Here is a 22,916-nt window from a genome sequence, read left to right on the forward strand (position 1 = left end):
CCGGCCGAACGGCTCGCTCCACACCACCACCTTATAATCCCTCGCAGAGACAACCATCCCGATAATGTTGGAGGGCGTCAACGTCGCGCTCGGCGTGTCGGGCAGCATCGCGGCGGTGAAGGTCGTCGAACTCGCCCACGAACTGCGCCGGCAGGGCGCGAGCGTGCGCGCGGTCATGACACCCGCCGCGACGAACATCGTACACCCGTGGGCGGTCGACTTCGCCACCGACGAGCCCGTCGTCACGGAGATCACCGGTGATGTCGAACACGTCGAACTCTGTGGCCGGGAGGGGTGGGCCGACGTGCTGCTTCTCGCGCCAGCGACCGCGAACACCGCGGGAAAGATCGCCGCGGCGGTCGACGACACGCCCGTGACGACCTGCGCGACGACCGCGCTTGGAGCGGGGGTTCCGGTCGTGATGGCACCGGCGATGCACGAGCCGATGTACGACCACCCGGGCGTGCTCGACGCGCTCGACACGATCTCGGCGTGGGGCGTGACGTTTGCGGATCCCCGCGTCGAGGAGGGAAAAGCGAAGATCGCGGCGGAGCCGGCGATCGTCACTGAGGTCGCCCGTGCGACGACGCCGGACACGCTTGCCGGGGTCCACGTCGTCGTCACCGCGGGGGCCACGAAAGAGCGGATCGATCCGATCCGGATCCTGACGAACCGGGCGTCCGGCAAGACGGGACGGGCGGTCGCTCGCGCCTGCTACGTCCGTGGTGCGGACGTGACGCTCGTTCACGACGGCAGCGACGTGACTTACGCCGACGTGCTCGCGGTCGAGACTGCCGACGAGATGATCGAGGCCTGCCGCGAGGCGGCAGTGACCGCGGATGCGCTGGTGTCGGCGGCGGCCATCTCGGATTTCACCGCCGACGCGGTCGACGAGAAGATCCGCTCTGGCTCCCCGCTATCGGTCGATCTGCGGCCGACACCGAAACTGCTCGATTCGGTCCGGGAGGCGCACCCGAAGCTCCCGCTCGTCGGATTCAAAGCCGAGACCGCGGGTGACGACGCTGCGATGATCGCCGAGGCGGAGCGGATCCGCGACCGCGTCGACCTCGCGTTCGTCGTCGCCAACGACGCGAGCGTGATGGGCGGAGAGCACACGCGGGTCCTGCTCGTGGGGTCGCCCGGCACCGATCCCGAGGAGGCAGCAGGCACGAAGGACGCCGTCGCCGGACGGATCGCCGACCGGCTGGGCGGGATCCTCGAAACGATCGATTGATCATCGACACGCCGGTGTCGGACAGGGTTTCGTGGGCACGGGAGCCGGCAGCGTCGATACGGATACAAACTGTTTTGAGTCGGTAGAATCACCCGTCGGGTAGACATCACCATGTGTATTCAGACGGCCATTACCGACACCGCGGGAGGTGACACGGGTGGCTGACGACGACACACCGCCCCCCGAGCGCGGATCGGTCGTCGTTCCCGTCGAGTCGACGTCGACCCTCCGAACCACGGTTACACACCTCATCGAATCGGCTGCGGCCGGCGAGTTCGAGTCGATCCACTTCGTCGTCCTCGCCTCGTGGCGACGGGACGATCCCGAGACGGCAGCACGGAACGCCGACGCCGAACGCCTTCTCGACCGGGTGTCCGCGTGGGCTGACGCCGACCTCGACGACGCCGAAGTTGAAGGCGTCGAGATCGCCACCGCGGTCGTCGGTGCCGACGAGTACCTGTTCGGCCCCGGCGATTATGCCCGCGAAATCGTCACGTACGCCGACGATCACGGAATAGACTCCGTCGTTTTGGATCCGGAGTACACGCCGGTCGGGAACACGACACTGCTCCAGCCGCTGGCGTTCGAACTGTCGAACACCGACCTCGTCGTTCGGGAAGCACCCGTGTCCCGCCCGACGCGCCGTGAACGACTACGTAAGGAGGCGACCGGCAAGCGGTTCGCCGCGCTGTTCGGTGCCTCGTTTGCGTTCTACCTACTCCTCGGCGATCCGCTCTACTGGTTTGACTGGCTGACCGGCGTCGCGAGCGCGGCGATCGTCGCGATCACCCTCTCGCGGGTCAGTATCGACACCGAGCCGTCGTTCCCTCGGACCCCGATGCGGGTCCTTCGGGGGCTGGTCTACGTTCCCGTGCTGCTGTTCGAGATACTCAAATCGAATCTCGTCGTCGCGCGGGTGATACTCGACCCCCGGCTCCCGATCGACCCGACGTTGAACCGGGTGCGGGTGCTCGTCGGCAGCGGTCTCCCGCTGATGACGCTCGCGAACTCGATCACGTTGACCCCCGGAACGCTGACCGTCCGTGCGCGTGACGGGGACCTCTACGTCCAGTCGCTCATCCCGTGGGCGCGGGACGGACTGTTCGACGGCTCCCTGGAGCGGTGGACCCGGTTCATCTATTACGGTCGCGAGGCCGCTCGGCTTCCGACCCCGCGCGAGCGCGACGATGTCGCGGTCTTTCAGGGGCCGGACGCGACAGAAGAACTCCCCCTCGCTCGTGCGGACGGCGGCGACGAAACCGATCGCCGACACACCGATACAGGCGCTACGCGCGACGCACCCACCGGAAGCGACGCTGACGAGACGACGGAGGTGACAGACGAATGAGTTTCGTCGAAACGACGGTCGTCGCCGGCTACACCGTGAGCGACTTCCTGCTCGCGGCCGCGGCCGGCTTCGTCGTTCTCGCCGTCGGCATGCTCTACCGTGCGGTGAAGGGACCGACGATGCAGGACCGGGTGCTCGCGGTGAACGTGCTCGGCACCAACACGGTCGTCATCCTCGCGATGTTGGGGGCGGCGCTCTCGGAGCCGACGTTCCTCGACATCGCGCTGATCTACGCCCTGTTGAACTTCCTGATGGCAGTCGCCATCTCGAAGTTCACGGTCGAGCGAGGTGGAGTCCTGTGATCGAGACGCTCGAACCGGTGCGAATCGGGCTGGTCGTCCTGTTCGTGCTCATCGGGCTGTTCTTCACGTTCGTCTCGATGACGGGCGTGATCCGGCTGCCCGATGTCTACTCGCGGGCACACACCGCCTCACAGGCCGACACGCTCGGGGCCGGCTTCGCGCTCGCCGCGGTCGCGCTCGTGATCGGCTGGGAGGGTGCGGGATTCAAGTCCGTGATCCTGCTGTTTTTCATCTTCGTAACGAACCCGACGGCGGCCCACGCGATAGCCCGGGCCGCCTTCGAGGAGGGGATCGTGCCGTGGACGGAGGGTGACGAGCGCCGATGAGTGGAGTCGACCTCGTCGCCGCCGGCTCCGTACCCCAGCCTGTGATCGCACAGGTCACCGCCATCGAGGCGAGCCTGTTCGTCTTCGTCGTCCTCACGGCGATCGTTACGGCACTCGCACGTGACGTGCTCGCCGCAGTCATCGTCTTCGGGGCCTACAGCCTCGGGATGGCGGCATTGTATACGTTCTACCGCGCGCCCGACGTGGCGATGACGGAGGCGGCCATCTCGGCCGGCGTGACGACGATCCTGTTGCTTCTCACCCTCGCGAAGACGACCCGTATCGACCACGAGGTCGCCTTCGAGTCGGTGAACCTCCCGGCCGCCGGTGCGGCTGGCTTGTTGTTCGTCGGTCTTCTCTTGACGACGGCAGAGATCCCCGCCGTCGGCGACCCCGACGCACCCGCGTGGAGCAACGTCGACGTTACGCAGTGGTACATCGCCGAAACGTACGCGGAAACCGGCGTCGAGAACGCCGTGATGGCCGTGCTCGCGGCGTTCCGCGGGTTCGACACCTTCGGCGAGGCGGTCGTCGTCTTCGCCGCGGGGATCGCCGTTCTCGTCGTGTTACGACGGGAGGTGTTCGCATGAGCGATCGATCGGGAAGCTCGGACAGCCTCGACGACGGCACCAGTGAGGGTATCGATGGCTTCGGCGACAGGGCTCCTTCTGACACTGACGGCCCGTCCCGAACCGGTCGGCTCGACTCCGAGGTGAGACAGGGGTCGCCGTACACGGAGAGTCAGGTGATCATGCCGACCGTGAAGGTGGTCGCTCCGTTCGCGTTCACCTACGGACTGTTCGTCACCTTCCACGGCGGCGGCTCGCCGGGCGGCGGGTTCCAAGGCGGCGCGATCATGGCGGCGGTCGTGTTCATGATCGCCTTCGCGTTCGGTATCGAGGCGACCCGCGAGTGGCTCGCGAACACGGTCGTCGTCGGCCTCGCGGTCGGCGGGACGCTGGTGTTCGCTGGAATTGGTATCGTGACGATGACACAAGGCGGGGCGTTCCTTCAGTACGAACTGCTCCCAGTCCCGCTCTCGCGGATCAACCGAGTGACGTACGGAATGGAGGCGGTGGAGATCCTCGGTATCGCCTCGATCGTAAGCGGCGTGCTCATGGGGCTGTTCTTCCTGCTCGCGCGTGGGTTCTCCTCCGAGGGGGGCGCGAGCGGTACCGGTGACTCGACCGCCCGAACCGACGGGGGTGACGACCGATGACCGCGTCCTCCGTTCTCTCGGCCGCGCCGGTTATCGGAGCGTCGGGAGTGCTCGACGTGCTGGCCACTCGCCACGCGTACGTGGTGTTCGCGTTGTTGTTGTGTATCGGACTCTACATGATGATCGCCAATCCGAACCTGATCAAGAAGCTGATCGGACTCAACCTGTTCCAGACCGCGATATTCCTGCTATTCGTCGTCTCCGCGTACGTCGAGGGCGGTGCGATCCCGATCATTCCTGCGGGGACCGAGCAGGGTGCGGCCTACGCCAGTCCACTCCCACACGTTATCGTGCTCACCGCCATCGTCGTCGGCGTGAGCCTCACCGCGGTCGGGCTCGCGCTCTGTATCCGGATCTACGACGAGTACGGGACGCTTCGGGCCGACACCCTCCGAGACCTGATGCGCGAGGAGGGGTCGCTGCCCGCAGAGGTCGGTCAAGAGCCGGACGCTGCGGGTGTCGCGCGCTCCGACGGAGGTGAGACGAATGAGTGAGCCGCTCCCGCTGATCGAGCTGCTCCTTCCGTTGGCAGTCGTCGTTCCCATCGTGGCGGCGACGCTCCCGCTGGCGCTCGGGCTCCGATACGACGATGTCGGCTGGTCGGTCGCCGCGGTCACGAGCGTCGGACTCGTCGGGATCGCGGGCGCGGTCGCGGCCGAGGTGTACACGGCGGGGCGGTTCGCCCACGAGCTCGGCGGCTACCAGCCCCCCGTCGGGATCGAACTCGTCGCCGACGAGCTCTCCGCGGCGGTGCTCGTCCTGATCGCCGTCGTTGCCGCGGCGACGCTCGCCTTCTCTCGGGTCGCCGGCCCGCGAGGAAACGCGTTCTACAGCGGGTACCTCCTGTTGACCGGGGGACTCTCGGGCGTGGTGCTCACCGGTGACCTGTTCAACCTGTTCGTCTTCTTGGAGATCGTCGGGCTCACGACGTACGCCCTCATCGCCGCCGACCGGTCGGGTGCGAGCGCGTACGCCTCCCTGAAGTACCTGATGTTGGGAACCGTCGGCGCGTCGCTGTACCTCGTCGGCGTCGGATACGTCTTCCTCGCAACGGGGTCGCTGAACATGCTCGACCTCCAGACGCAGATCGTTGAACAGGCCTCCTATACGGATCCGCTGATACAGGCCGGGTTCGCCTTCATCGTGGCCGGCTTCGCGTTGAAGATCGCCCTGTTCCCGGTCCACACTTGGCAGCCGGACGCCTACCAGCGCGCGCCGGACTCGGTGACGGTATTCGTCGCCGCGCTGGTGTCGACGGCGGGTGCGTACGCGCTGATCCGCGTGACCTACACCGTGTTCACCGTCGACTTCCTGCTCGCAAACGACGCGATAACGACGGTGCTGCTCGTCGTCACCGGCGTCTCGATCCTCGCGGGCTCCGTGCTCGCAGCGATGCAGTCGGATCTCAAGCGGATGTTCGCGTACTCGTCGGTGGCCCAGTTCGGGATGATCGCCGCCGCGGTCGCGCTCGCCAACGAGTGGGCGCTGCTCGGCGGCATCGTCCACCTGCTCGGCCACGGGCTGTTGAAGTTCGGGCTGTTCCTCGCCGCCGGCCTGCTCGCGCTCGGGTACGGCGCTCGACGCGTCGAGGACCTCGCGAGTCTCGCTCGACGCGCCCCGTACACCGCGGGGTCGCTCGCGGTGCTCGGGCTCGCCCTGGTCGGGATCCCCCCCTCGATCGGCTTCCTCGGGAAGTGGTACATCGCCTTCGGCGCCGTACAGGAGAGCGGTGCCGGCGGCGGCGCGGTCGGGATCGGGATCGCGGCCGTGATATTCATCAGTACGCTGTTCACGCTGGCGTACGTCGCCCGGCTGATAGAACAGCTGTACTTCGCCGGCGTCGGCCTCGACGACGGTCACGGCGAGGGAGTCGCTGACACCGACGAACACGGCGGCAATGTCGTCGCCGACGGCGGACAGGCCGCCGACCACGACGCGGACGACCCGATCTCGCCGAAGTCCGGTGCGCCGACGACGCTCGGCGTCCCGGATCGCGTCCCCACAGGGGCGTTCGTCGTCCTGCTTTTGGCTACCGCTACCGCCGTCGCCCTCGGGTTCGCCGGGGCGACGTTCGCGGACCTGTTCGACCCGTTCCTCAGTGAGGTGTTCGCATGACTGACGTTCCACTATCCGACCTCCGACCGTTGCTGGCAGTCCTCGTGTCGTTCGTCGCGACGGCCTTCATCGTCGCGTCGTACCGCTCGCCGAACGTTCGCGAGGGGTGGACACTCCTCGCGGCGCTCGTCAAGTTCGGGATCGTCGCGTCGATGCTGCCCGGCGTGCTCGACGGCGCGGTGTACGAGACGTCGATCGCGACGTTCCTGCCCGGGATCGAGTTCGCGCTGCGGGCGGACGCGCTCGGGATGCTGTTCGCGTTCCTCGCGAGCGGACTGTGGATCGTCACGTCGTTTTACAGCATCGGCTACATGCGCGGCAACGACGAGATCAACCAGACTCGGTACTTCGCCGCCTTCGCCGTGTCGCTGTCGGCGACCATGGGGATCGCGTTCGCGGGCAACCTCGTGACGATCTTCGTCTTCTACGAGCTGTTGTCGATCGCGACGTATCCGCTCGTCGCACACGACGAGACGGACGAGGCGCGCTCTGCCGGCCGGAAGTACCTCGCGTACACGATGTTCGGCGGCGGCGTCCTCGTGCTCGCCGGCACCGTCATGGTGTACTGGCTCGCCGGCTCCGTCGCGTTCACGCCCGGTGGCATCCAGGAGCTCGCGAACGCCGACCCCGGGCTGGCGATGGTCGCCTTCTTCCTGCTCGCGATCGGGTTCGGCGTGAAAGCCGGCATCATGCCGCTCCACCAGTGGCTCCCCGAGGCGATGGTCGCGCCGACGCCGGTCTCCGGACTGCTCCACGCGGTCGCGGTCGTCAAGTCCGGCGCGTTCGGCGTCTCCCGGGTGATACTCGACGTGTTCGGCCCCGAGCTCGTCTTTTCGCTGTCGCTGCCGTTCGGCTTTACCGCCGGACTCGTCCTCTCGACCATCGGCGCGATCACGCTCACGGCGGCCTCGCTCATCGCCTTACGGAAGGACCATCTGAAACAGCGGCTCGCGTACTCGACGGTGAGTCAGCTGAGCTACATCGTCCTCGGGCTCGGACTGTTCGGGTGGTACGGGCTCGTCGGCGCGCTGCTCCACATCCCGGCACACGCGTTCATGAAACTCACCCTGTTCTTCTGTGCGGGGTGTATCCACGTCGAGACCCACACCGACTACATCTCGAAGATGGCCGGGATCGGCAAGCGGATGCCGGTGGTGATGGGCGCGTTCACGGTCGCGGCGCTCGGGATGGCCGGCATCCCGCTGCTCGCCGGCTTCGTCAGCAAGTACTACATGCTGATCGGCGGGATCCAAATGGGCGCGGAGTTGACGCCCGTCGCGTACTACCTCGTGGGCGCGCTGCTGCTGTCGGGCGTGCTCAACGTGGCGTACTTCTGGCCGGTGATCTACACCGCCTTCTTCGAGTCGGAGGACGCTCACGACGCGAAACCGCTCGTCGACTTCAAAATGGGCGGTGAGACGCGGTCGACGCTCCCCGCTACGGATGGGGGCCGCCCCCCCGAGGACGACGATGACGAGTCCGTCAACGACGGACCAACTGACGACGAACCAATCGACGAGGTCGTCGAGAACGCGGAGAACGGCGATGGCGAAACCGATACCGCGGACGTGCCAACCGGATCGGACGTCCCAGACGCGGAGGACGACGACTCGGAGGGTAACGGCGGATCGTTCGACGATCTCCCGACCGACGAGGAGGGCGTGGTTCGGCCGGACTTCGACACGAGCGATCGGGACTTCTCCGAGACCGCGAAACGCGTCGACACCGGCGACTACGCGGTCGACCAGCGCCCCTCCGATGTCAACGTTCCGTTCGGCGTCGAGCGCGATGACCGCGCTCACGACGACGAGGACCACGCCGTCGACGATGACCGCCACGAGACTCACGACGGACACGAAAGCCATGACGAGCACGACGACCACGGCGGACACGACCACCACGGTGGTCCGCCAGCCGGCGGTTGGGAGCGCGTGGACGGGCTCGACGCCCTTCGCGGGCGCGAGTCGACGTGGTTCATGCTCGGGCCGATCCTCACGGCGATGACGCTGGCGCTCATGCTCGGCGTGATCCCCTACGAGATGGGCTTTCTGGAGCTGATCGAGCTGATAGTCGACACGCGGCTCCCCGAGGAGGTGGCTCGCCCATGAACGGGCTGGTGACCGCGGTGCCGCCGTTCCTCGTCCTCGCGGTCGCGGCGGCGCTCGTGCTCGCGCTCCCGCGCGCGGTCGGCCACGCGCTCGGTGCGGCGGCGACCGCGTTCGTGTTCGTACAGGCGTGGCTCGCGCCCGACGGCACCCACCTCGCGACGGAGTTCCTCGGCTTCTCGGTGGTCTTCCTGAACGTCGACCCCTTCTCCGCGATGATGGGACTCGTTATCGGCTTCCTCGCCACGGCCGCCGTGATCTACGCGTACGCCAGCGACGCGCCACGGTGGCTCACGTCGTTCGCGCTGTTGTACGTCGCCTCGACGGTCGGCACGGTGTACGCCGGCGACTGGCTCTCCGTGATCTTCTTCTGGGAGCTGATGGCCGTCACGAGCACTCTCCTCGTCTGGCAATACGGCGGCGAGGCCGTCCGAGCGGGGTACCGCTACGCCATCGTCCACGGGATCGGCGGCACGATCCTGCTCGGGGCGGTCGTCGTCCACTTCGTCGAGGTCGGGAGCTTCCTCTTCACCGCGGAGACGGGGATCCACGCGACCGCGGCGGTGCTCGCGGCGATCGGGATCGGGATCAACTGCGGGTTCATCTTCCTCCACACGTGGATCCCGGACACCTACCCGCGGCCACACATCGCGGCGTCGGTGTTCCTCTCGGTGTTCACCACCAAGACCGCGGTGTACGTGATGTACCGCGCGTTCCCCGAGGGCGGCTGGTGGCTCGCGTACCTCGGCGGGTTCATGGCCGTCTACGGCGTCTTCTTCGCCCTGCTTCAGTACGACCCGCGCCGCCTGCTCTCGTATCACATCCAAGCGCAGGTCGGATACATGCTCGCGGGGATCGGGCTCGCGACGCTCGGCGGCGAGTGGGGTCAGTTCGCGGTCGCCGGCGGGTTCGCGCACCTGTTCAACAACGTACTGTACAAGAGCCTGCTGTTCATGGTGTGTGGCGTCGTGATCTATCGGACCGGATCGAACTACATCAAGGAGATGGGCGGGCTCTGGACGGTGATGCCCGTGGCGTTCCTGATCTATCTCGTCGGTGCGGCCTCCATTACCGCGGTGCCCGGGTTCAACGGCTACGTCTCGAAGGGGCTCGTGCTCGACGCGACCGAGCAGATATCCGGCAACTATCCCCTGCTGTTCGGCTATGACCTGCTGTGGTGGCTGTTGATGATCGGCGCGGTCGGGACGTTCATGTCGTTCATCAAGCTCGGCTACTACATCTTCTTCCACGGGGAGGCGAAGCCCGAACACCGCGGGCTCGCCGACGCGAAACCGCTCCAGACGGTCGGGATGTCGATGGCTGCGGTCGCGTGCGTCGTTCTCGGCGTCGTCTACACCGCACAGCTCGATCTACTCCCGTTCGCGGACGTCGCGAACGACCTCTCGAACCCGTACAGCTACTACCTCGATCCGCTCCAGTTCGGGCATATCGAGAAGGCTGCGGTGCTCATGACCGCCGGATTCGTCGGGTTCTTTTCGCTGAAGCGCCCACTCGGCTGGCTCGCACACCACATGCGTGACGTCGATGCCGTGTTACATCCGGCCGCGTTCTACGCCGGCCGCGGCGCGGTGTGGGGCGTCACGGAGCTGTGGGCCGCCGTCGACCGCCTGACGATGCGGACCGCGGGCGCGACGATGCGGACCGCGATGAACCCCCGCGCGGCGTTGGCGGAGGCGGGGATCGACGCCGAGATCCGGACCGGAATCGGCCGAAGCGTACTGATCCTGACGCTCGCGGCGGCGGTGGCTCTGTTCGCGTTATTGCTCGGGTGACGTTCTCCCCGTCGTAAACGGCGGGGTTCTCTCCTCGAAAAGGGATAGGCGGTCGTCGGCTTTCGGCGTCGTTTCGGTTGATCGGCGGTGTTGCCGTCGATCAGTACGAGGGCGACGTGAACCCGTCGTACTCGCCGATCGGCCGGACGCCGATCCCGTGAAAGTCGCTGTCAGGGTTGTCGGAGTCCGGCTGGACCATGTCCACGCGCTCGCGCGAGTCGATGTCGAACACGGCGTATCCCGGGTTGAATCCGGTCGCCGCATGCGGGTCGCCGGAGAGCGGGTTCGGTCCGCGAGTGGTGACGAACATGTACTCGCCGTCAGGCGACGCCCACATGATGTCCGGCGCGTCCGACTCGGTGGGATCGTCGGACTGTTCGGGGCCGAACGCGTCGATCTCGTCGATGACCTCGTCGGTCTCGGGGTCGATGACCAGCCCGTCGTTCGTCTCGCGGTTGAGTACCCACAGCTCCTCCCCGTCCGGAGTGAACCAGAAGCCGTGCGCGTCGACGCCGCGCGTCGACTCGACGGTCGTGACTTCGTCCTCGGCCGTGTCGTACACGTAGAAGTCGCCCACTCCCGCAGCGGCGTCGGGATCCTCGTCGGGGTCCGCGTCCGGATCGGAGGGAAGCCCCGCGGTGAGGTAGAACTTCTCCTCGGTCGGGTGTGAGACGGTCCCACAGTTCGTCGGGATATCGTCGCCGGAGTACGCGCGGTCGACCGAGAAGTCGTCATGGTCGACGATCACGAGCGCGGCGTCGTGGTAGCTCGGTCCCATCGTGTGGAGCGAGCGGCCGTCCTGCGCGTACTGGTGACAGATCGGCGAGCCGTCCTCGATGCCCGCGTCGACGATCGTGTCGTTCTCGCGGACGTCGATCGAGTCGACCTGCTCGAACTCCTCGTTCTCGAGGTCCACGTCCACGCGGACGATCTCCTCCTCGCCGATGGCGTCGACGTGGATGTACTCGTCGTCCGGCGAGAAGCCGGCGAAGTGCGAGCCCGCGCCGGTTTCGAGGTTCGCGACCAGTTCGCGGTCCTCGGTCCGATAGACGAGGGTCCGCGCGCCCGCCGTACAGGCGACCGCGGCGTACTCGTAGTCCGACGAGTAGTCCACCATGTGCGGGACCTCGCCGCCCTCCGCGCCGGTGTCGATCTCGTCGACCTCGTCGAATCCACCGTCGCCGTCCGGTTCGTGGATGTATATCGTGTTCGTCCCCTGGTCCGCGCCCCAGATCTCGTAGCCGTCCACGTCGTCGTCGGCACATCCGGCCAGTCCGGCCAGACTCGCGCCCGCAGCACCCGCGAGGAACGTCCGTCGAGTCGTTTGGTCCATAGTGTATCGTCATCCGGGCCCGGAAAGTAAACACTGTCGATACTCACAACGGGATCGTACGGTAGAGGCGCTACAGTCGCTGTTATCGGCAGAATTCCCGCGTCATAGGTGGGCGCATATATTGCTTCAAACGAGGACACCACACTACATCCGATCGGGCCGATATCAGTCCGTAGAGACGGGCCCGTCGCCCGATCACGTCCACCGACTACGTCACGAGTCACGGTAGCGGCCGTACCCACGGACAGCCTCTTTTCGAGCCGCTTCGTAGGCACGATATGACCGTTCCGGACCACGAGGCTCGATCGCGACGAGAGCGTTCTCGTGTGACGGTCGGGATCAGCGTACTCGTCCTGATTTGCGGGGTGCTCGCGGTCGGGCTGGTGGCCCCGGTCGGACCCGCCGCCGCCGGCGACAACCCCGGACTGCTCGGCTTCGATCCGGCCGAGACGGAGGTCGACCGCGGTGACACCGTCGAGGTGAACGTCTGGTTCCGCGCGATGGCCGGCTACAGCGACGACGGGGTCGCGTCCTACGAGTACGCGGTCGCCTACGACCCCGAACTCCTGACTGCCGTCGACGTCGAACCCGGCCCGTGGCTCGAACGCGGCGAGGAGACGACCGTGAGCCACGAGACGGACATCGACGAGGCGGCCGGTCTCGTGACCGTCGCGGCCGAGCGGGACCCGCCGGCGGGCGGCGTGGGCGACACTGCTGAGGACCGGACGCCGACGGCGACGATCACCTTCGAAGTCGCCCCGGACGCGCCCGCAACCGAGACGGTGGTGGGATTCGAGTCGGCGGACGCACAGCTGCTTCAGTACCCGTTGCCGGTGTTAACTGATCGTGAGGCCGTCGTCGAGATCGGCAGCACCGAGAGCGGGGGAACCGAGGCGGATGGCGTGACGCCCGACGCAGAGGACGGGGCGACCGGGGGCGACGACCCGAGCGCGACCACGGTGGCCGCGATCATCGGTCTCGGTCTCGTCGCCGTTGGAACCCTCGCGATCGGAGCGGTCCGGCGGCTCCGTTGAGCCGACGTGGATGCCGCGCCCTACCTTCCGAACCGGGTCTCGCGCCGGACCGCTATCCGCTCTTCTCGCGCAGCGTTCCGCCTCCTAACCCCTCCCACGCGACCCGGTAGCCGAGTCGGGAGAGCGCGGCGCTCGCGTCCGCTATCCCGTGGTCATCGAGAACCGACTCGGCCTCCTCGAGAGCCGCGCCGGGGGCGAGCGCCTCGTCGACCGCGTCCAGCACCGCGGGTCGAACGAGGGTTCGCCCCACGAGCTCGTGCTCGGGGAACCGCTTGTCCTCGATCGCGTCGACGCCGACCCCGAACGCTGACGCGACCGCTGTGAGATCGACGACGTCCTCGTCGGGGGCCAGCTCATCCGGGAGTGCCGCGGCCGCGTCGGCGACGAACTCCGACTCGTATTCGCGTAACACGTCAACTACGTCCTTCACCCGGACGTGTCCCGAGTAGGTGACGACCCGGTGGTCGCGCGCGGCGATCTCCTCGCCGACGCCGAGGCTCTCGTCGACCGCGACGAGCAGTTCGACATCCTCCACGTCCGCGAGCTGGGCGAGCTTCTTTTCGACGTACTCGGGGGTCCAAAAGCCCATCACCTCGAAGTAGAGCCGGAAGTCGGCGTGCTCGTAGTCGAACGCGAAGTCCGGGATCATCACCCGCGTCCCCGTCTCCAGTGGCTCCGGCTCGCGAATTAGCGACCAGTCGAGGTCGAGCCCGCGGAACCGCCCCGCGAACTCTGCCTCGACCCCGCTGTCGAAGGCGGGTTCGGCGACCGGGTCGACGCCTGGGACCGTCACGTCGCCCGCGGAGAGCGTCATCGTCCGCTCGGTACCGCGGTCGTCGATGGTCGCCTCCAGTCGCCACTCCGTCGTTCCCGCGACCGTCCGGAGGAGCCGGGCGAACGCGGTCCCGTACCGCCTCGTCCGGCGAAAGAGGGTGTCCGGTCCGGTGACGAGCAGCTCCCGTCCGCTCTCGGTTCGTCGGAGCTCGTACATCAGGCCAAGTCGTTTGACCGCGCTCACGAGCGCCTTGGGGTCGACCGAGCGGATCCGGATCTCGGTGGCGTCGAACAGCGCGGTCTGTGCTAACGAGAGGTCGTACTGTTCGAGCAGCGAGTCGGGATCCCAGCGCACGTCGGCGTCGACGAGCACCTGCCGCGTGTCGCGGTCGGCGTACAGGTCCCCGTCGACGACGCCGGGGTCGACGCCGAGCCGATCCGCGGCTCGGTCGATCGCCAGTTCGCGCTCCTCGTCGCTCGCGACTCCGACCGATTCGGCCGCCTCGAAGGTGGCCCGGCGGACCCGCGGCGGCGGGACCGTCGCCCGCGTCTCGAACTCGCACTCGCGTTCGACGAGGGCTGCCAGCCCCCGAACGAGCTTGAAGTCGTCGGAATCGGCCTCCAGCGACTCCAGCGCGTCCGTCAGCTCCGCCCGCGTGTCGCCGACGGCCGCGTGAAACGTCCCGAGCACGCGAGCGGCGAGCGGTCGATGCTCGCGACCGACGAACTCCGGCCGGTAGCCGCCGCCCGCCCGGGAGACCCGGAGGAGGTCCTTCCGTAACACGCTCCGACGTTGACGACGGGGATATATAAGCGATCGAGACCGGCGCGACGGAGGCAAGCGCGATGGACGGTCGCCGCCGAGGCTGAAAGGCATGAGGCTGTGGTTGCGGTGCGGGCGGGTGGGGGTTTGGACCTGTCGGCGGAGCGATCACGCACTATCGTCGTGCCCAGTCCAGCATTCGGGTATAAAAGGGATCGGAGGAGAGCGCGTCGGCGTCGCCGACGAGCGTTAACTGGTTCTTCGCGCGGGTCAGCGCGACGTTCACGCGGCGGTGGTCCTCGAAGATGGGCCCCGCCAGCGTGCCGGTCGCGACGAACGAGACGACGATCACCGCCTTCGAGGAGCCTTGGAACCGGTCGACCGTGTCGACGGTGACTGCCGTTCGCCGGCTTATCTCCGCGACCTGCGCGCGGAACGGGGCGATGACGCCGATGTCGTCTGGGTCGACGCCGGCCGCGAGATAGGCGTCGACGACCTCGGCGACCCGCTCGGCCTCCCGGACGTTGCGGTTGCCGTCGCGGTCGCCGTCGGGATCGACGACGGAGACCCCGCCGCGAAGTTCGGCGGGGAGGTCCTCCGGATCGACGCCGAGGTCGGCGAGCGTTCGCCCCGCGACTTCGGGCGTTGCCGGCCGCAACGCGCCGTCGTAGAACTCCGTGGAGGCGAACGCCTGGATCCGCTGGCTCATCCGGTACTGTCGGTCGAGCATGACGCTCGCGTCCGGATACGCCTCGACGAGCCGCTCGAAGAGGGAGGTTTGAAGGTCGTTCTCCGCACGGACGACCGGCGGAAGCTGCTCGTGGTCGCCGACGAGGACGAAGCGGTCGGCGAGCGTGATCGCGGCGTGGGTGCTCGGCTCCGTGAGCTGTGAGGCCTCGTCGACGACGGCAACGTCGAACTCGCACTCGCGGAGCACCCGGGAGCCGCAGGCGGCGGTGGTGGCGGCGATCACCGGCGCGTTCCGCAGCTCGGCCGCCTTCCGGTTGGGGTCGCCGCGCTGGACCAGCCGCACGTCCTGCATGTCGTCGCGGACGCCCGTCTCGCTGCCGACCCGGAGCACGTCCGTAAACCCCTGATCGCGGAGCGCTTCGAGCGCGTTGTCGACGGCGCGGTTGGTGAACGCCGACAGCAACACCCGGTTCCCGTCGGCGACGAGCGCGCGGATCGTCCGGGCGATGGTGTAGGTCTTCCCGGTTCCCGGCGGGCCGTGGATCAGCGCGCAGTCCTCGGCGGTCACCGCCAGATTCACGGCCTCGTTCTGGGCCGCGTTGTTGTCGATGTACGTCCCGTGGTCATCACGAAACCGCGGCGGCTCGACCTCGTCGTCATCACCGCCGAAGATCACGTCCTTTCGACGCTCGTCACCCTTTAAAACGGCGTCGTGGAGGGCGGTGAGCATCCGGTCGACGGAGATCTCGGAGGGATACACGTCGAGTCGGTGGAGATCGACCGGCTCGTCCGTCTCGACGACGACCTCGTCGCCCAACTCGCGGATCCGGCCCAGCTCTCCGTGTCCGGAGACGGGGTCGCCGTCGCTCGCGAGCGCCACGTCGCCCTCGCGGAGCTTCGAGACGGCGTCGTCGGTTCTGCGAGCCCGGAGCTCCCAGCGGTTCTCCGCGATCTCCGTCCGCGAGACCGGCTCCAGATCGATCAGCGCGCGGTCGTCGGCGGCACGCTCCGCGGGCGTCTGCTCCCACAGCTTCCGGTACTCCGCGTGGGTCTCGCGGCGCTCCTCCTCGATCGCGGTGTAAAAACGGTCGAAGTAGTCGCGCTCCGCCTCGGGGACCGGGGTGCCGACCTGCCCCGCCTTCGACTCTTGGTTCAGTCGCCCGGAGACGACCATACAGGTGTCCTGCTCGAAACAGTAGCTACAGTTCGCGTCCGCCTCGTAGCCGGTGGGAACGGTCGGGCGCTCGCCGCGCTCGTTGAGCCCGCGCCACTCCATCGCGGCGAGTTCGTTGCGCGTGCGGACGACGAACTTCAGGAGGCCGTTCCCGACCGGGAACTCCTTGGCCGGCGCGAGGTCGCCGCTCTCCTCGTTGCGGTCGAGCGCCGTGTTCTTGGTGTATAAGAGGGTCCCGATGTCCGGGTCGACGCCGCGCTCCTCCAACATCAGGGCGTAACAGGCCGCCTGTATCTTGTCCTGAAACCGGGGCTCCCGGTTCGTGTTCTTGCCGGTTTTGAGTTCGACGGGGGTGCCGCGGCGGAGCGCGTCCGCGCGCCCTTTTAAGCCGAACGTCGGCGAGATCAGGGTGAACTCCGACCGCCACGTGTCCCCGTCGGTCAGCGTCCCCTGTGCGAGCCACCCCTCGATGGCGGCCGCATTCCGCCGCACCTCGTCGGCGACCTCCTCGGCCTCGTACCCCAGCAGGCCGAGTTCGAGGCCGGCCTCCGCCACGCGGTCCGAGACGGACGCCTCGAGATCCATCCCGCGCAACAGATCGCCAAACACCTCGTGGACGATGTTCCCCTTGACGACCGGGTAGTTCAGCGGGATCCCCGAGAGCTTATTTAAGTAGTACATCCGCGGACACTGGACCCACGAGCGGATCCCCGTCACGTCGACGAGGAAGTCGGGTTCGAGGACGACCCACGAGTCGCCGGTGGTCGCGTAGCCCGTCTCGCCGTCATACTCGTCCGCCTCCGCGTCCGTCACCAACAGCTCCATGCCCGGTTCGGCGTGCTCGGCGGTCTCAGCCCAGTCGCCCCACAGCGTCACGTCGACCGGATCGCCTGCGCCGCGCTCCGGCCGGATCCGGAGCTCGCGGAGCTCCCGGTCACCGTACGACGTCGACACCGTCCGCGCCTCCCCGACGGAGAGGATCGGCCCCCGAACGTTCACGCCCGTTGTCCTCGCCGGCCGCGAAAAACGCTGTCGGTGCGGTGAGAGATGAGAGGAGCAGGCCGTGTCTATCCAGAGCGCTCCCGGCCGACCGAACTCGTAGTCTCCTTATATACGGAGCCGTCAGTACAGGTATGAGCGATTCGCTGTACGACCGGTACGGGCGACGGGTCATCGGCGGCATCATCCTCGCGCTGGCGACGCTGTCGATCGTGAGCGGCTACTTCAGGATCGGACAGGAGGGGCTTGCTGCGGTCGGCGAGGTCGCCGTCAGCCTCTACATCGCCGGTGTCGTCCTCTGGGGACTGCTCGATGAGGGGTTCGACACGTTCCGGTTCAGGGTTGCGCTGTATGTCGGGATGGTGCTGTGGGGTGTCTCCGACTTCGTCGCTGGCACCGATTCGATGGTCTCGCTCGTCGTTCTGGTCATCGGATCGGTGCTCCTGACCCGGGCGGTGTACCGCTACGTTCAGACGCAGCGAAAGCCGGTGTACGAGCGACGGTAGCCGAGGGTTCTCGGGTCCTCTCCGTGTGATCCGTTCCGGGGAAACGGTTTTGTCGTCTCCCGCGAGTCGTCGAGGACGTGAAGGGATCCGAAACCGACCGGCTACTCCGGACCGATGCGGTCGGTTCGTGGGGGCTCCGCTACTGGACGGGGCTCGGCTGCTCGGTTGGCATCGTCGCCGTGAACCTCGTCGTCTGGGCGGAGACCGGGATGCCGCAGTTCCTCGCGATCGCCGGGAGCTTCCTGTTCGGTATCGGCCTGTTCCTCACTCGCTTTTGGAACCCCGTGTTGTACCTCGTCGGTATCGCGCACGTGCTTGCGCTGGGCGTCGTCTGGGTGCTCGGCGGCCAAGACTTTCTCCGGTTAGGTGCCGTGAACGGCGTATTGGGGCTCACCCTTGCGGCGGTCGCCCTGTCGCTGTTCGTCGAGGAGAACCGTGCGGGAGTCGACACGGACTGAGGATCCCCGGCTGGACGGCCGCGACCGACACGCTCATCCGGCCTCACTCCCGAGTTGTCGGCGACGATGCGCGTCCGAAACTGGCGAGAGATCCTTGCGGACGTGGCGAGCGATTCGACCGATCCCGACGGCTGGCGGGCCGTCGCCGGGTCCCGCCGCGACGGACTCGGCGAGGACCTCTACTTCGGCCACCCGAGCGTCGGCGTCTACCAGCTGAAGACGTACGCGAAGAACCCCCGTGAGCTTCGCGGCGTCGGCACGCGGGTCGCCCGGAAGGTTGACGACGAGCTCGATCCGCTGCTTCCCGACGACGACTCCCCCGGTCGGTTCGCGGTGCGGAGCCCGCCCGAGGACGAGGCGGAGGCGAAAACGATGGCGACTCGGCTGGAGGAGACGCTGAAGGTCCACGCGGAGGCCCCGACGGACCCGGACCACCTGTTCGAGGACGTGATGGAAGCGGTTGACTCGCCCGCGTTCGGCCCGATGGATTACGAGTTCGACGGACGCCCCGACGATCTCGACGAGTTGAGCGACACCTTCGAGGAGGCCGAACGGCTGCTCTCCAGCGAGCTCGACGACCTGATCGAGGACGACGACGTCGGTCGCGGGTTCCAGTAGCCACCGATTCTCGTCGCGTTCACAGCAAGTCTTCGAACGCGTCGCCGGCGAGCCCCGGCCCCTCCGGAACCGCGATCCGTCCGTCCGAGACCGGACACGGGTCCGGCGCGAGGTCCGCCGCGAGCAACTCGCCGGTGGCGAGCCCACAGGCCGCGACGTTCGGAACCGCGCCGGCGACGTGGACGGCCGCGGTCCGCGCGACGACCGCATCGATCGTCGTCGTGATCACTGGTTCGACGTCCGCCTCGCGAGCCCGCCTCGCGGCGTCGACTGCCCGGTCCGGGCCGCCGAGGGCCATCGGCTTGAGAACCACGACGTCCGCGGCGTCGGCCGCGAGGACCGACTCGATGGAGTGGTCCGCAAGCGACTCGTCGAGCGCGATGGGAACCGAGGTCTCCGCTCGAAGCCGGGCCGTCTCGGCAACGCTCTCCGCCGGAAGCGGCTGCTCGACGTACGCGAGGTCGAGACCCTCCAGCCCGTCCAGCGCCCGTCGGGCGGTCTCCAGATCCCACGCGCCGTTGGCGTCGGCGCGCAACTCGACGGTCGGACCGACCGCCTCGCGGACCGCACGGAGCCGCGAGACGTCGGCGTCGACCGGGCGCGCGCCGACTTTGGCTTTTATACAGCCGTACCCGTCGTCGACGGCCCGCTCCGCCGCCGCGACCGTTTCCGATCTCGACCCGTCCCCGATCGTCGCGTTCACCGGGACGGATGTCGACGGTAACGGTTCGGCTGCCCCCGAGAAGCCGGCTCGTTCGGCGAGACGCGCGGCGAGCGGCCGTCCGGACTCCCGAGCCGCCGCGTCGGCGACCGCGACCGCGACGCCGTGTCGGGCGGCGGGCGTCTCGTGTGGGTCGATATCGCTGGGGGCGGGAGACCCGTCGCCGTCGAGGACTGCCTCACACGCCGACAACGACTCTGTCCAGCCGGGCAACGGGGTCGCCTCGCCGACGCCGGTGGCGGAGCCGCGGTGGTTGTCGTTGCCGCCATCATCGCCGTTGCTACTCCCGCCGACGCCGACCAGAATCCCCTCGCGCTCGGCGATCTCTCCGTGGGCGGTCCGGAGCGGGCTCGACAGGTCGACCGAGAAAGGACGGACCCGCATCAGACCGCGAGGCCGACGGCGAACGCGACGGCGTACGCCGCGAGCAGTTTCCCGGTCGATTCGAGCGCGGGGTTGAGCGCCTCCCCGGCCGTCTCAGTCAGTACCGTCCGGCTCACGCCGGCCGCGAGCGGAAGGGTGACGAGCGGGAGGAGCGCCGCGAATCCGTAGCCGTTCGCGAGGAACCAGAACGGTGCCAGGTACGCGAGCGCGACGAGCGCGAGGAACTGTCCTCGGGAGAAACGGTAGCCGAACCGGACCGCGAGCGTCCGTTTGCCCGTCTCCGCGTCCTCCTCGCGGTCCCGGACGTTGTTCACGACGAGGATGTTCGTCGACAGCGCGGCCACGGGGAGGCTGGCGACAACCGCCGGGAGGGTGACGGTCCCGTCGGGGATCCACAGCGGGAACACCCCGCCCGCGAGCGCGGCGGCTTGGACGTAGTAGGTGCCCGTGACGGCGATCACGCCGAAGAAGACGAACACGAACAGGTCGCCGAGCCCGTGGTAGCCGAGGGGATAGGGGCCGCCGGTGTAGGCGATCCCGGCCGCGACCGAGGCCAGTCCGACGACGAGGATCGGGACGCCGCCGACGGCGACGAGGTACGTGCCGACGCCGATGGCCGCGGCGAACGTCAGCCACATCGCCCGCTTGACCTCCGCGGGTTCGATGAGGCCGCTGGCGACGACGCGGGTGAACCCCTCGCGGTCGTCGGTGTCGGCACCCTGAATCGCGTCGTAGTAGTCGTTCGCGAAGTTGGTGCCGACCTGTATCAGCGCCGCGCCGACGAACGCCGCGAACGCAGGCAGCGGAGCGAACACGCCCGCCTCGACCGCGAGCCCGACCCCGACGATCACGGGCGCGGCCGCCGCGGGAAGCGTCTGCGGCCGCGCTGCGATCAGCCACGCCCGCCCTCGCGACGTCTCGGTACTCATTACGCGTGATTGGCGGGTGGCGTCCCTTAAGGTTACCATCTAACCGCTCTCGTGGGCTCCCTCCGATCGATCCGCGACAGGTGATCGAGCAGTACGGAGTGTTCGTTGAACGATAGCGGGAGTGAATCTCACGGATCGACGGCAACGAGGTCGTATTTAAAGGCTGAACGGGCGATGGCGGCGGTGGTTTATAACAAAAATTGCGGTGGCGCGCGCGAGAAACGCGCGCGAGGTCGCCGGCGACACCGCAGGGAGCGAGTGAAACGCGTGACTGAGGCGCACAGTGATCGTGCGCCGCCCGCACGGCTGGGGCTTTGGAGGCGTTCACGGCCGAGTTGCCGTCGATCGCTTATAAACGATCGACTGGGGCGTTGGCGGTGTTCGCTGCCGATCCGACAGCAACGACATATAAACGAACGTTCGGATCTTCGAACCCGTGTACCGAGCCAGCAACGATTCACTTGGGGTTTCAACGGCCCGGCAGGATCGACTCCTTACAGGCGGGTGGACGGGATCGACCGACAGATACGACACACTTCGGTCCGTACGATCGGTATGTCGGATACGACGGCAGCGAACGGCGTCACCGCCCGCTACGAGGAGACTGACGAGGAGCGCCTGCTCACGTTCTCGGCGGACGGCCGGACCGCAGCGGTCGCCCAGAACGTCGACGGCTACGCGATGTTGAAGGTCCGAACCGCCCCGGACGGCGACGAGCTCGAACGGTACTACGGCTTTGACATGGCGCTCGACCACGCCGCCGAGCTGCTCGGCGTCGAGGTCCACGATCTCCCGGTTCCCGAGGACGCGGCAGACATGGGTATGTGACGCTCGGATGCCGCACCGAGTCGTCGATACGTCCCCGCACCGAGTCGTCGATACCAGCAATCGAATCCGGTATCACGCACGACCTCGGATCCGCGACACGGATGGAATACGTTCGCGCTCTCCGCTATCCTCGGGATAACGCGGCTTAAACCCGTTATCTCTCTGTGACGACGCTTCACACACTCCTATATTAATTACTACCAAACATCATAGCTGCGATTAAATATTCTCCATAGCCATATTGCCTTATGAAGGGGACGTATATGAAGCGTTACGATGAAGCGAAGACAGTTCCTCGGCGGCACCGGCGCGGCGATCAGCAGCTCGCTGCTGGCCGGCTGTATCGGGGGGAACGATGGTGGGACGGTGACGGTCGATTACGCCTACTACAACCCGGTCAGCCTCGTGTTACGTGAGAAGGGGTGGATGGCGGAGGCGTTCGACGACACTGACGTCGAGGTCGAGTGGGTGTTGAGTCTCGGAAGCAACCAGGCCAACGAGTACTCACAGGGCGGGCAGGCGGAGGTCGCCTCGACCGCCGGCGTTGCCGCGCTGATGGCGCGTTCAAACGGCGTCCCGATCACGACGCCCTACATCTACTCCGAGCCCGAGTGGACCGCCCTCGTCGCCTTCGAGGATAGCGACATCGAGACCGTAGCCGATCTGGAGGGGAAGCAGGTCGCCGCGACGCGCGGCACCGACCCGTACTTCTTCCTGCTTCAGGCGCTCGACGATGCCGGACTGAGCGAGGACGACGTGGAGGTCGTCCACCTCCAACACCCGGAGGGACAGTCGTCGCTCGTCCGGGAGGACGTGGACGCGTGGGCCGGTCTCGATCCGCACATGGCCGAGTTGGAGCTCGAACACGACGGCGCGGAGCTGTTCTATCGCGAGCCGAACTTCAACACCTACGGGTTCCTGAACTTCCTTGACGAGTTCATCGCGGACCGTCCGGAGGACGCCCGTCGCGTGATCAGAGCGTACGAGCGCGGCCGCGAGTGGGCACTAGAGAACCCCGAGGAGACGGCGGAGATCCTCGCGAGCGAGTCCGACATGTCCGAACCGGTCGCCCAGCGAGTGTTCACCGAGCGCAACGACCTCACCGAGCAGATCCCCGGTGACGACCACCACGACCTGCTCTCCGACCTCGCGCCGATCCTCGAACGTGAGGGACTGGTCAACGACGACGCCGACCCGGCGGGCAGCGTCGACGAGCTGCTCGACACGGGGTTCGCGGCCGGTATCGGCCCGGGAGGAGAGTGA

General features: G+C 67.4%; 21 protein-coding genes. 16 read left to right on the plus strand and 5 right to left on the minus strand.

What is annotated here, in order from left to right; translation table 11 throughout:
* Positions 1-64: 64 nt before the first annotated feature.
* The 10 genes from coaBC to J2751_RS07195 all read left to right on the plus strand — a co-directional run bounded on the left by coaBC (position 65) and on the right by J2751_RS07195 (position 10,442).
* The gene (gene coaBC, locus J2751_RS07150; RefSeq protein WP_209484592.1) at positions 65-1,234 is read left to right on the plus strand and encodes a bifunctional phosphopantothenoylcysteine decarboxylase/phosphopantothenate--cysteine ligase CoaBC; all 1,170 of its coding nucleotides are present in this window, start codon (positions 65-67) and stop codon (positions 1,232-1,234) included.
* Positions 1,235-1,382: 148 nt separating this feature from the next.
* Entirely contained in the window at positions 1,383-2,582 is a 1,200-nt protein-coding gene (locus tag J2751_RS07155; RefSeq protein WP_209484594.1) for a monovalent cation/H+ antiporter subunit E, read from the plus strand.
* A complete protein-coding gene (locus J2751_RS07160; protein ID WP_209484596.1) occupies positions 2,579-2,884 on the plus strand; it encodes a cation:proton antiporter in 306 nt (101 codons plus the stop codon). The genes J2751_RS07155 and J2751_RS07160 overlap by 4 nt, the downstream gene beginning before the upstream one ends.
* Entirely contained in the window at positions 2,884-3,210 is a 327-nt protein-coding gene (gene mnhG / locus J2751_RS07165) for a monovalent cation/H(+) antiporter subunit G (RefSeq protein ID WP_209484744.1), read from the plus strand. Before J2751_RS07160 ends, mnhG begins: the two co-directional genes overlap by 1 nt.
* Positions 3,207-3,800: a DUF4040 domain-containing protein gene (locus tag J2751_RS07170; RefSeq protein WP_209484598.1), complete on the plus strand. Its 594-nt coding sequence runs from the start codon at positions 3,207-3,209 to the stop codon at positions 3,798-3,800. Before mnhG ends, J2751_RS07170 begins: the two co-directional genes overlap by 4 nt.
* Positions 3,797-4,429, plus strand: coding sequence for an MnhB domain-containing protein (locus J2751_RS07175; RefSeq protein ID WP_209484600.1), 633 nt, complete (start codon positions 3,797-3,799; stop codon positions 4,427-4,429). Before J2751_RS07170 ends, J2751_RS07175 begins: the two co-directional genes overlap by 4 nt.
* A complete protein-coding gene (locus J2751_RS07180) occupies positions 4,426-4,923 on the plus strand; it encodes a cation:proton antiporter subunit C (RefSeq protein WP_209484602.1) in 498 nt (165 codons plus the stop codon). Before J2751_RS07175 ends, J2751_RS07180 begins: the two co-directional genes overlap by 4 nt.
* A 10-nt stretch (positions 4,924-4,933) precedes the next feature.
* Positions 4,934-6,544: a proton-conducting transporter transmembrane domain-containing protein gene (locus tag J2751_RS07185; RefSeq protein ID WP_209484746.1), complete on the plus strand. Its 1,611-nt coding sequence runs from the start codon at positions 4,934-4,936 to the stop codon at positions 6,542-6,544.
* On the plus strand, positions 6,541-8,652 hold the full coding sequence (locus tag J2751_RS07190) for a cation:proton antiporter (RefSeq protein WP_209484604.1): 2,112 nt from the start codon (positions 6,541-6,543) through the stop codon (positions 8,650-8,652). The genes J2751_RS07185 and J2751_RS07190 overlap by 4 nt, the downstream gene beginning before the upstream one ends.
* Entirely contained in the window at positions 8,649-10,442 is a 1,794-nt protein-coding gene (locus J2751_RS07195) for a Na(+)/H(+) antiporter subunit D (RefSeq protein WP_209484606.1), read from the plus strand. Before J2751_RS07190 ends, J2751_RS07195 begins: the two co-directional genes overlap by 4 nt.
* A gap of 100 nt (positions 10,443-10,542) precedes the next feature.
* Here the strand turns inward: J2751_RS07195 and J2751_RS07200 are convergent, their stop codons facing one another.
* Entirely contained in the window at positions 10,543-11,775 is a 1,233-nt protein-coding gene (locus tag J2751_RS07200) for a YncE family protein (protein WP_209484608.1), read from the minus strand.
* Positions 11,776-12,053: 278 nt separating this feature from the next.
* Between J2751_RS07200 and J2751_RS07205 the strand changes: the two genes are divergently transcribed.
* Entirely contained in the window at positions 12,054-12,809 is a 756-nt protein-coding gene (locus J2751_RS07205; protein ID WP_209484610.1) for a cohesin domain-containing protein, read from the plus strand.
* A gap of 52 nt (positions 12,810-12,861) precedes the next feature.
* Here J2751_RS07205 and J2751_RS07210 read toward each other — a convergent pair whose 3' ends face one another.
* Both J2751_RS07210 and J2751_RS07215 read right to left on the minus strand, forming a co-directional pair.
* Positions 12,862-14,367: a DUF790 family protein gene (locus tag J2751_RS07210; protein ID WP_209484612.1), complete on the minus strand. Its 1,506-nt coding sequence runs from the start codon at positions 14,365-14,367 to the stop codon at positions 12,862-12,864.
* Between the two features lie 154 nt (positions 14,368-14,521).
* A complete protein-coding gene (locus tag J2751_RS07215; protein ID WP_209484614.1) occupies positions 14,522-17,209 on the minus strand; it encodes an AAA domain-containing protein in 2,688 nt (895 codons plus the stop codon).
* Positions 17,210-17,343: 134 nt separating this feature from the next.
* On the opposite strand from J2751_RS07215, the gene J2751_RS07220 reads away from it, so the two are divergent.
* The 3 genes from J2751_RS07220 (at position 17,344) to J2751_RS07230 (ending at position 18,791) form a co-directional block, all read left to right on the plus strand.
* The gene (locus J2751_RS07220; RefSeq protein WP_209484616.1) at positions 17,344-17,715 is read left to right on the plus strand and encodes a hypothetical protein; all 372 of its coding nucleotides are present in this window, start codon (positions 17,344-17,346) and stop codon (positions 17,713-17,715) included.
* Positions 17,716-17,792: 77 nt separating this feature from the next.
* Positions 17,793-18,173 (plus strand): hypothetical protein, encoded by a 381-nt coding sequence (locus J2751_RS07225; RefSeq protein WP_209484618.1) that lies wholly within the window; start codon positions 17,793-17,795, stop codon positions 18,171-18,173.
* Between the two features lie 66 nt (positions 18,174-18,239).
* Complete coding sequence (locus J2751_RS07230; RefSeq protein ID WP_209484621.1) at positions 18,240-18,791, plus strand: hypothetical protein; 552 nt, start codon at positions 18,240-18,242, stop codon at positions 18,789-18,791.
* 19 nt (positions 18,792-18,810) lie between these two features.
* Here J2751_RS07230 and J2751_RS07235 read toward each other — a convergent pair whose 3' ends face one another.
* Both J2751_RS07235 and J2751_RS07240 read right to left on the minus strand, forming a co-directional pair.
* On the minus strand, positions 18,811-19,896 hold the full coding sequence (locus J2751_RS07235; protein ID WP_209484623.1) for a mandelate racemase/muconate lactonizing enzyme family protein: 1,086 nt from the start codon (positions 19,894-19,896) through the stop codon (positions 18,811-18,813).
* Positions 19,896-20,825, minus strand: a complete 930-nt coding sequence (locus J2751_RS07240; protein WP_209484625.1) for a 1,4-dihydroxy-2-naphthoate polyprenyltransferase — start codon at positions 20,823-20,825, stop codon at positions 19,896-19,898. The genes J2751_RS07235 and J2751_RS07240 overlap by 1 nt, the downstream gene beginning before the upstream one ends.
* A 555-nt stretch (positions 20,826-21,380) precedes the next feature.
* Here J2751_RS07240 and J2751_RS07245 point away from each other — a divergent pair.
* Together J2751_RS07245 and J2751_RS07250 are read left to right on the plus strand one after the other, a co-directional pair.
* Entirely contained in the window at positions 21,381-21,653 is a 273-nt protein-coding gene (locus tag J2751_RS07245; RefSeq protein WP_209484627.1) for a DUF7111 family protein, read from the plus strand.
* 276 nt (positions 21,654-21,929) lie between these two features.
* Positions 21,930-22,916: an aliphatic sulfonate ABC transporter substrate-binding protein gene (locus tag J2751_RS07250; RefSeq protein ID WP_209484629.1), complete on the plus strand. Its 987-nt coding sequence runs from the start codon at positions 21,930-21,932 to the stop codon at positions 22,914-22,916.

This window comes from Halorubrum alkaliphilum, assembly GCF_017873815.1.
Lineage (GTDB): Archaea > Halobacteriota > Halobacteria > Halobacteriales > Haloferacaceae > Halorubrum > Halorubrum alkaliphilum.

Coding starts and splice junctions, on each gene's coding strand:
- J2751_RS07190 (WP_209484604.1), top strand. CDS start 6,541: ATGACTGACGTTCCACTATCCGACCTCCGACCGTTGCTGGCAGTCCTC.
- J2751_RS07175 (WP_209484600.1), top strand. CDS start 3,797: ATGAGCGATCGATCGGGAAGCTCGGACAGCCTCGACGACGGCACCAGT.
- J2751_RS07205 (WP_209484610.1), top strand. CDS start 12,054: ATGACCGTTCCGGACCACGAGGCTCGATCGCGACGAGAGCGTTCTCGT.
- J2751_RS07250 (WP_209484629.1), top strand. CDS start 21,930: ATGAAGCGAAGACAGTTCCTCGGCGGCACCGGCGCGGCGATCAGCAGC.
- J2751_RS07235 (WP_209484623.1), bottom strand. CDS start 19,896: ATGCGGGTCCGTCCTTTCTCGGTCGACCTGTCGAGCCCGCTCCGGACC.
- coaBC (WP_209484592.1), top strand. CDS start 65: ATGTTGGAGGGCGTCAACGTCGCGCTCGGCGTGTCGGGCAGCATCGCG.
- J2751_RS07170 (WP_209484598.1), top strand. CDS start 3,207: ATGAGTGGAGTCGACCTCGTCGCCGCCGGCTCCGTACCCCAGCCTGTG.
- J2751_RS07230 (WP_209484621.1), top strand. CDS start 18,240: ATGCGCGTCCGAAACTGGCGAGAGATCCTTGCGGACGTGGCGAGCGAT.
- J2751_RS07160 (WP_209484596.1), top strand. CDS start 2,579: ATGAGTTTCGTCGAAACGACGGTCGTCGCCGGCTACACCGTGAGCGAC.
- J2751_RS07195 (WP_209484606.1), top strand. CDS start 8,649: ATGAACGGGCTGGTGACCGCGGTGCCGCCGTTCCTCGTCCTCGCGGTC.
- J2751_RS07200 (WP_209484608.1), bottom strand. CDS start 11,775: ATGGACCAAACGACTCGACGGACGTTCCTCGCGGGTGCTGCGGGCGCG.
- J2751_RS07240 (WP_209484625.1), bottom strand. CDS start 20,825: ATGAGTACCGAGACGTCGCGAGGGCGGGCGTGGCTGATCGCAGCGCGG.
- J2751_RS07180 (WP_209484602.1), top strand. CDS start 4,426: ATGACCGCGTCCTCCGTTCTCTCGGCCGCGCCGGTTATCGGAGCGTCG.
- J2751_RS07220 (WP_209484616.1), top strand. CDS start 17,344: ATGAGCGATTCGCTGTACGACCGGTACGGGCGACGGGTCATCGGCGGC.
- J2751_RS07245 (WP_209484627.1), top strand. CDS start 21,381: ATGTCGGATACGACGGCAGCGAACGGCGTCACCGCCCGCTACGAGGAG.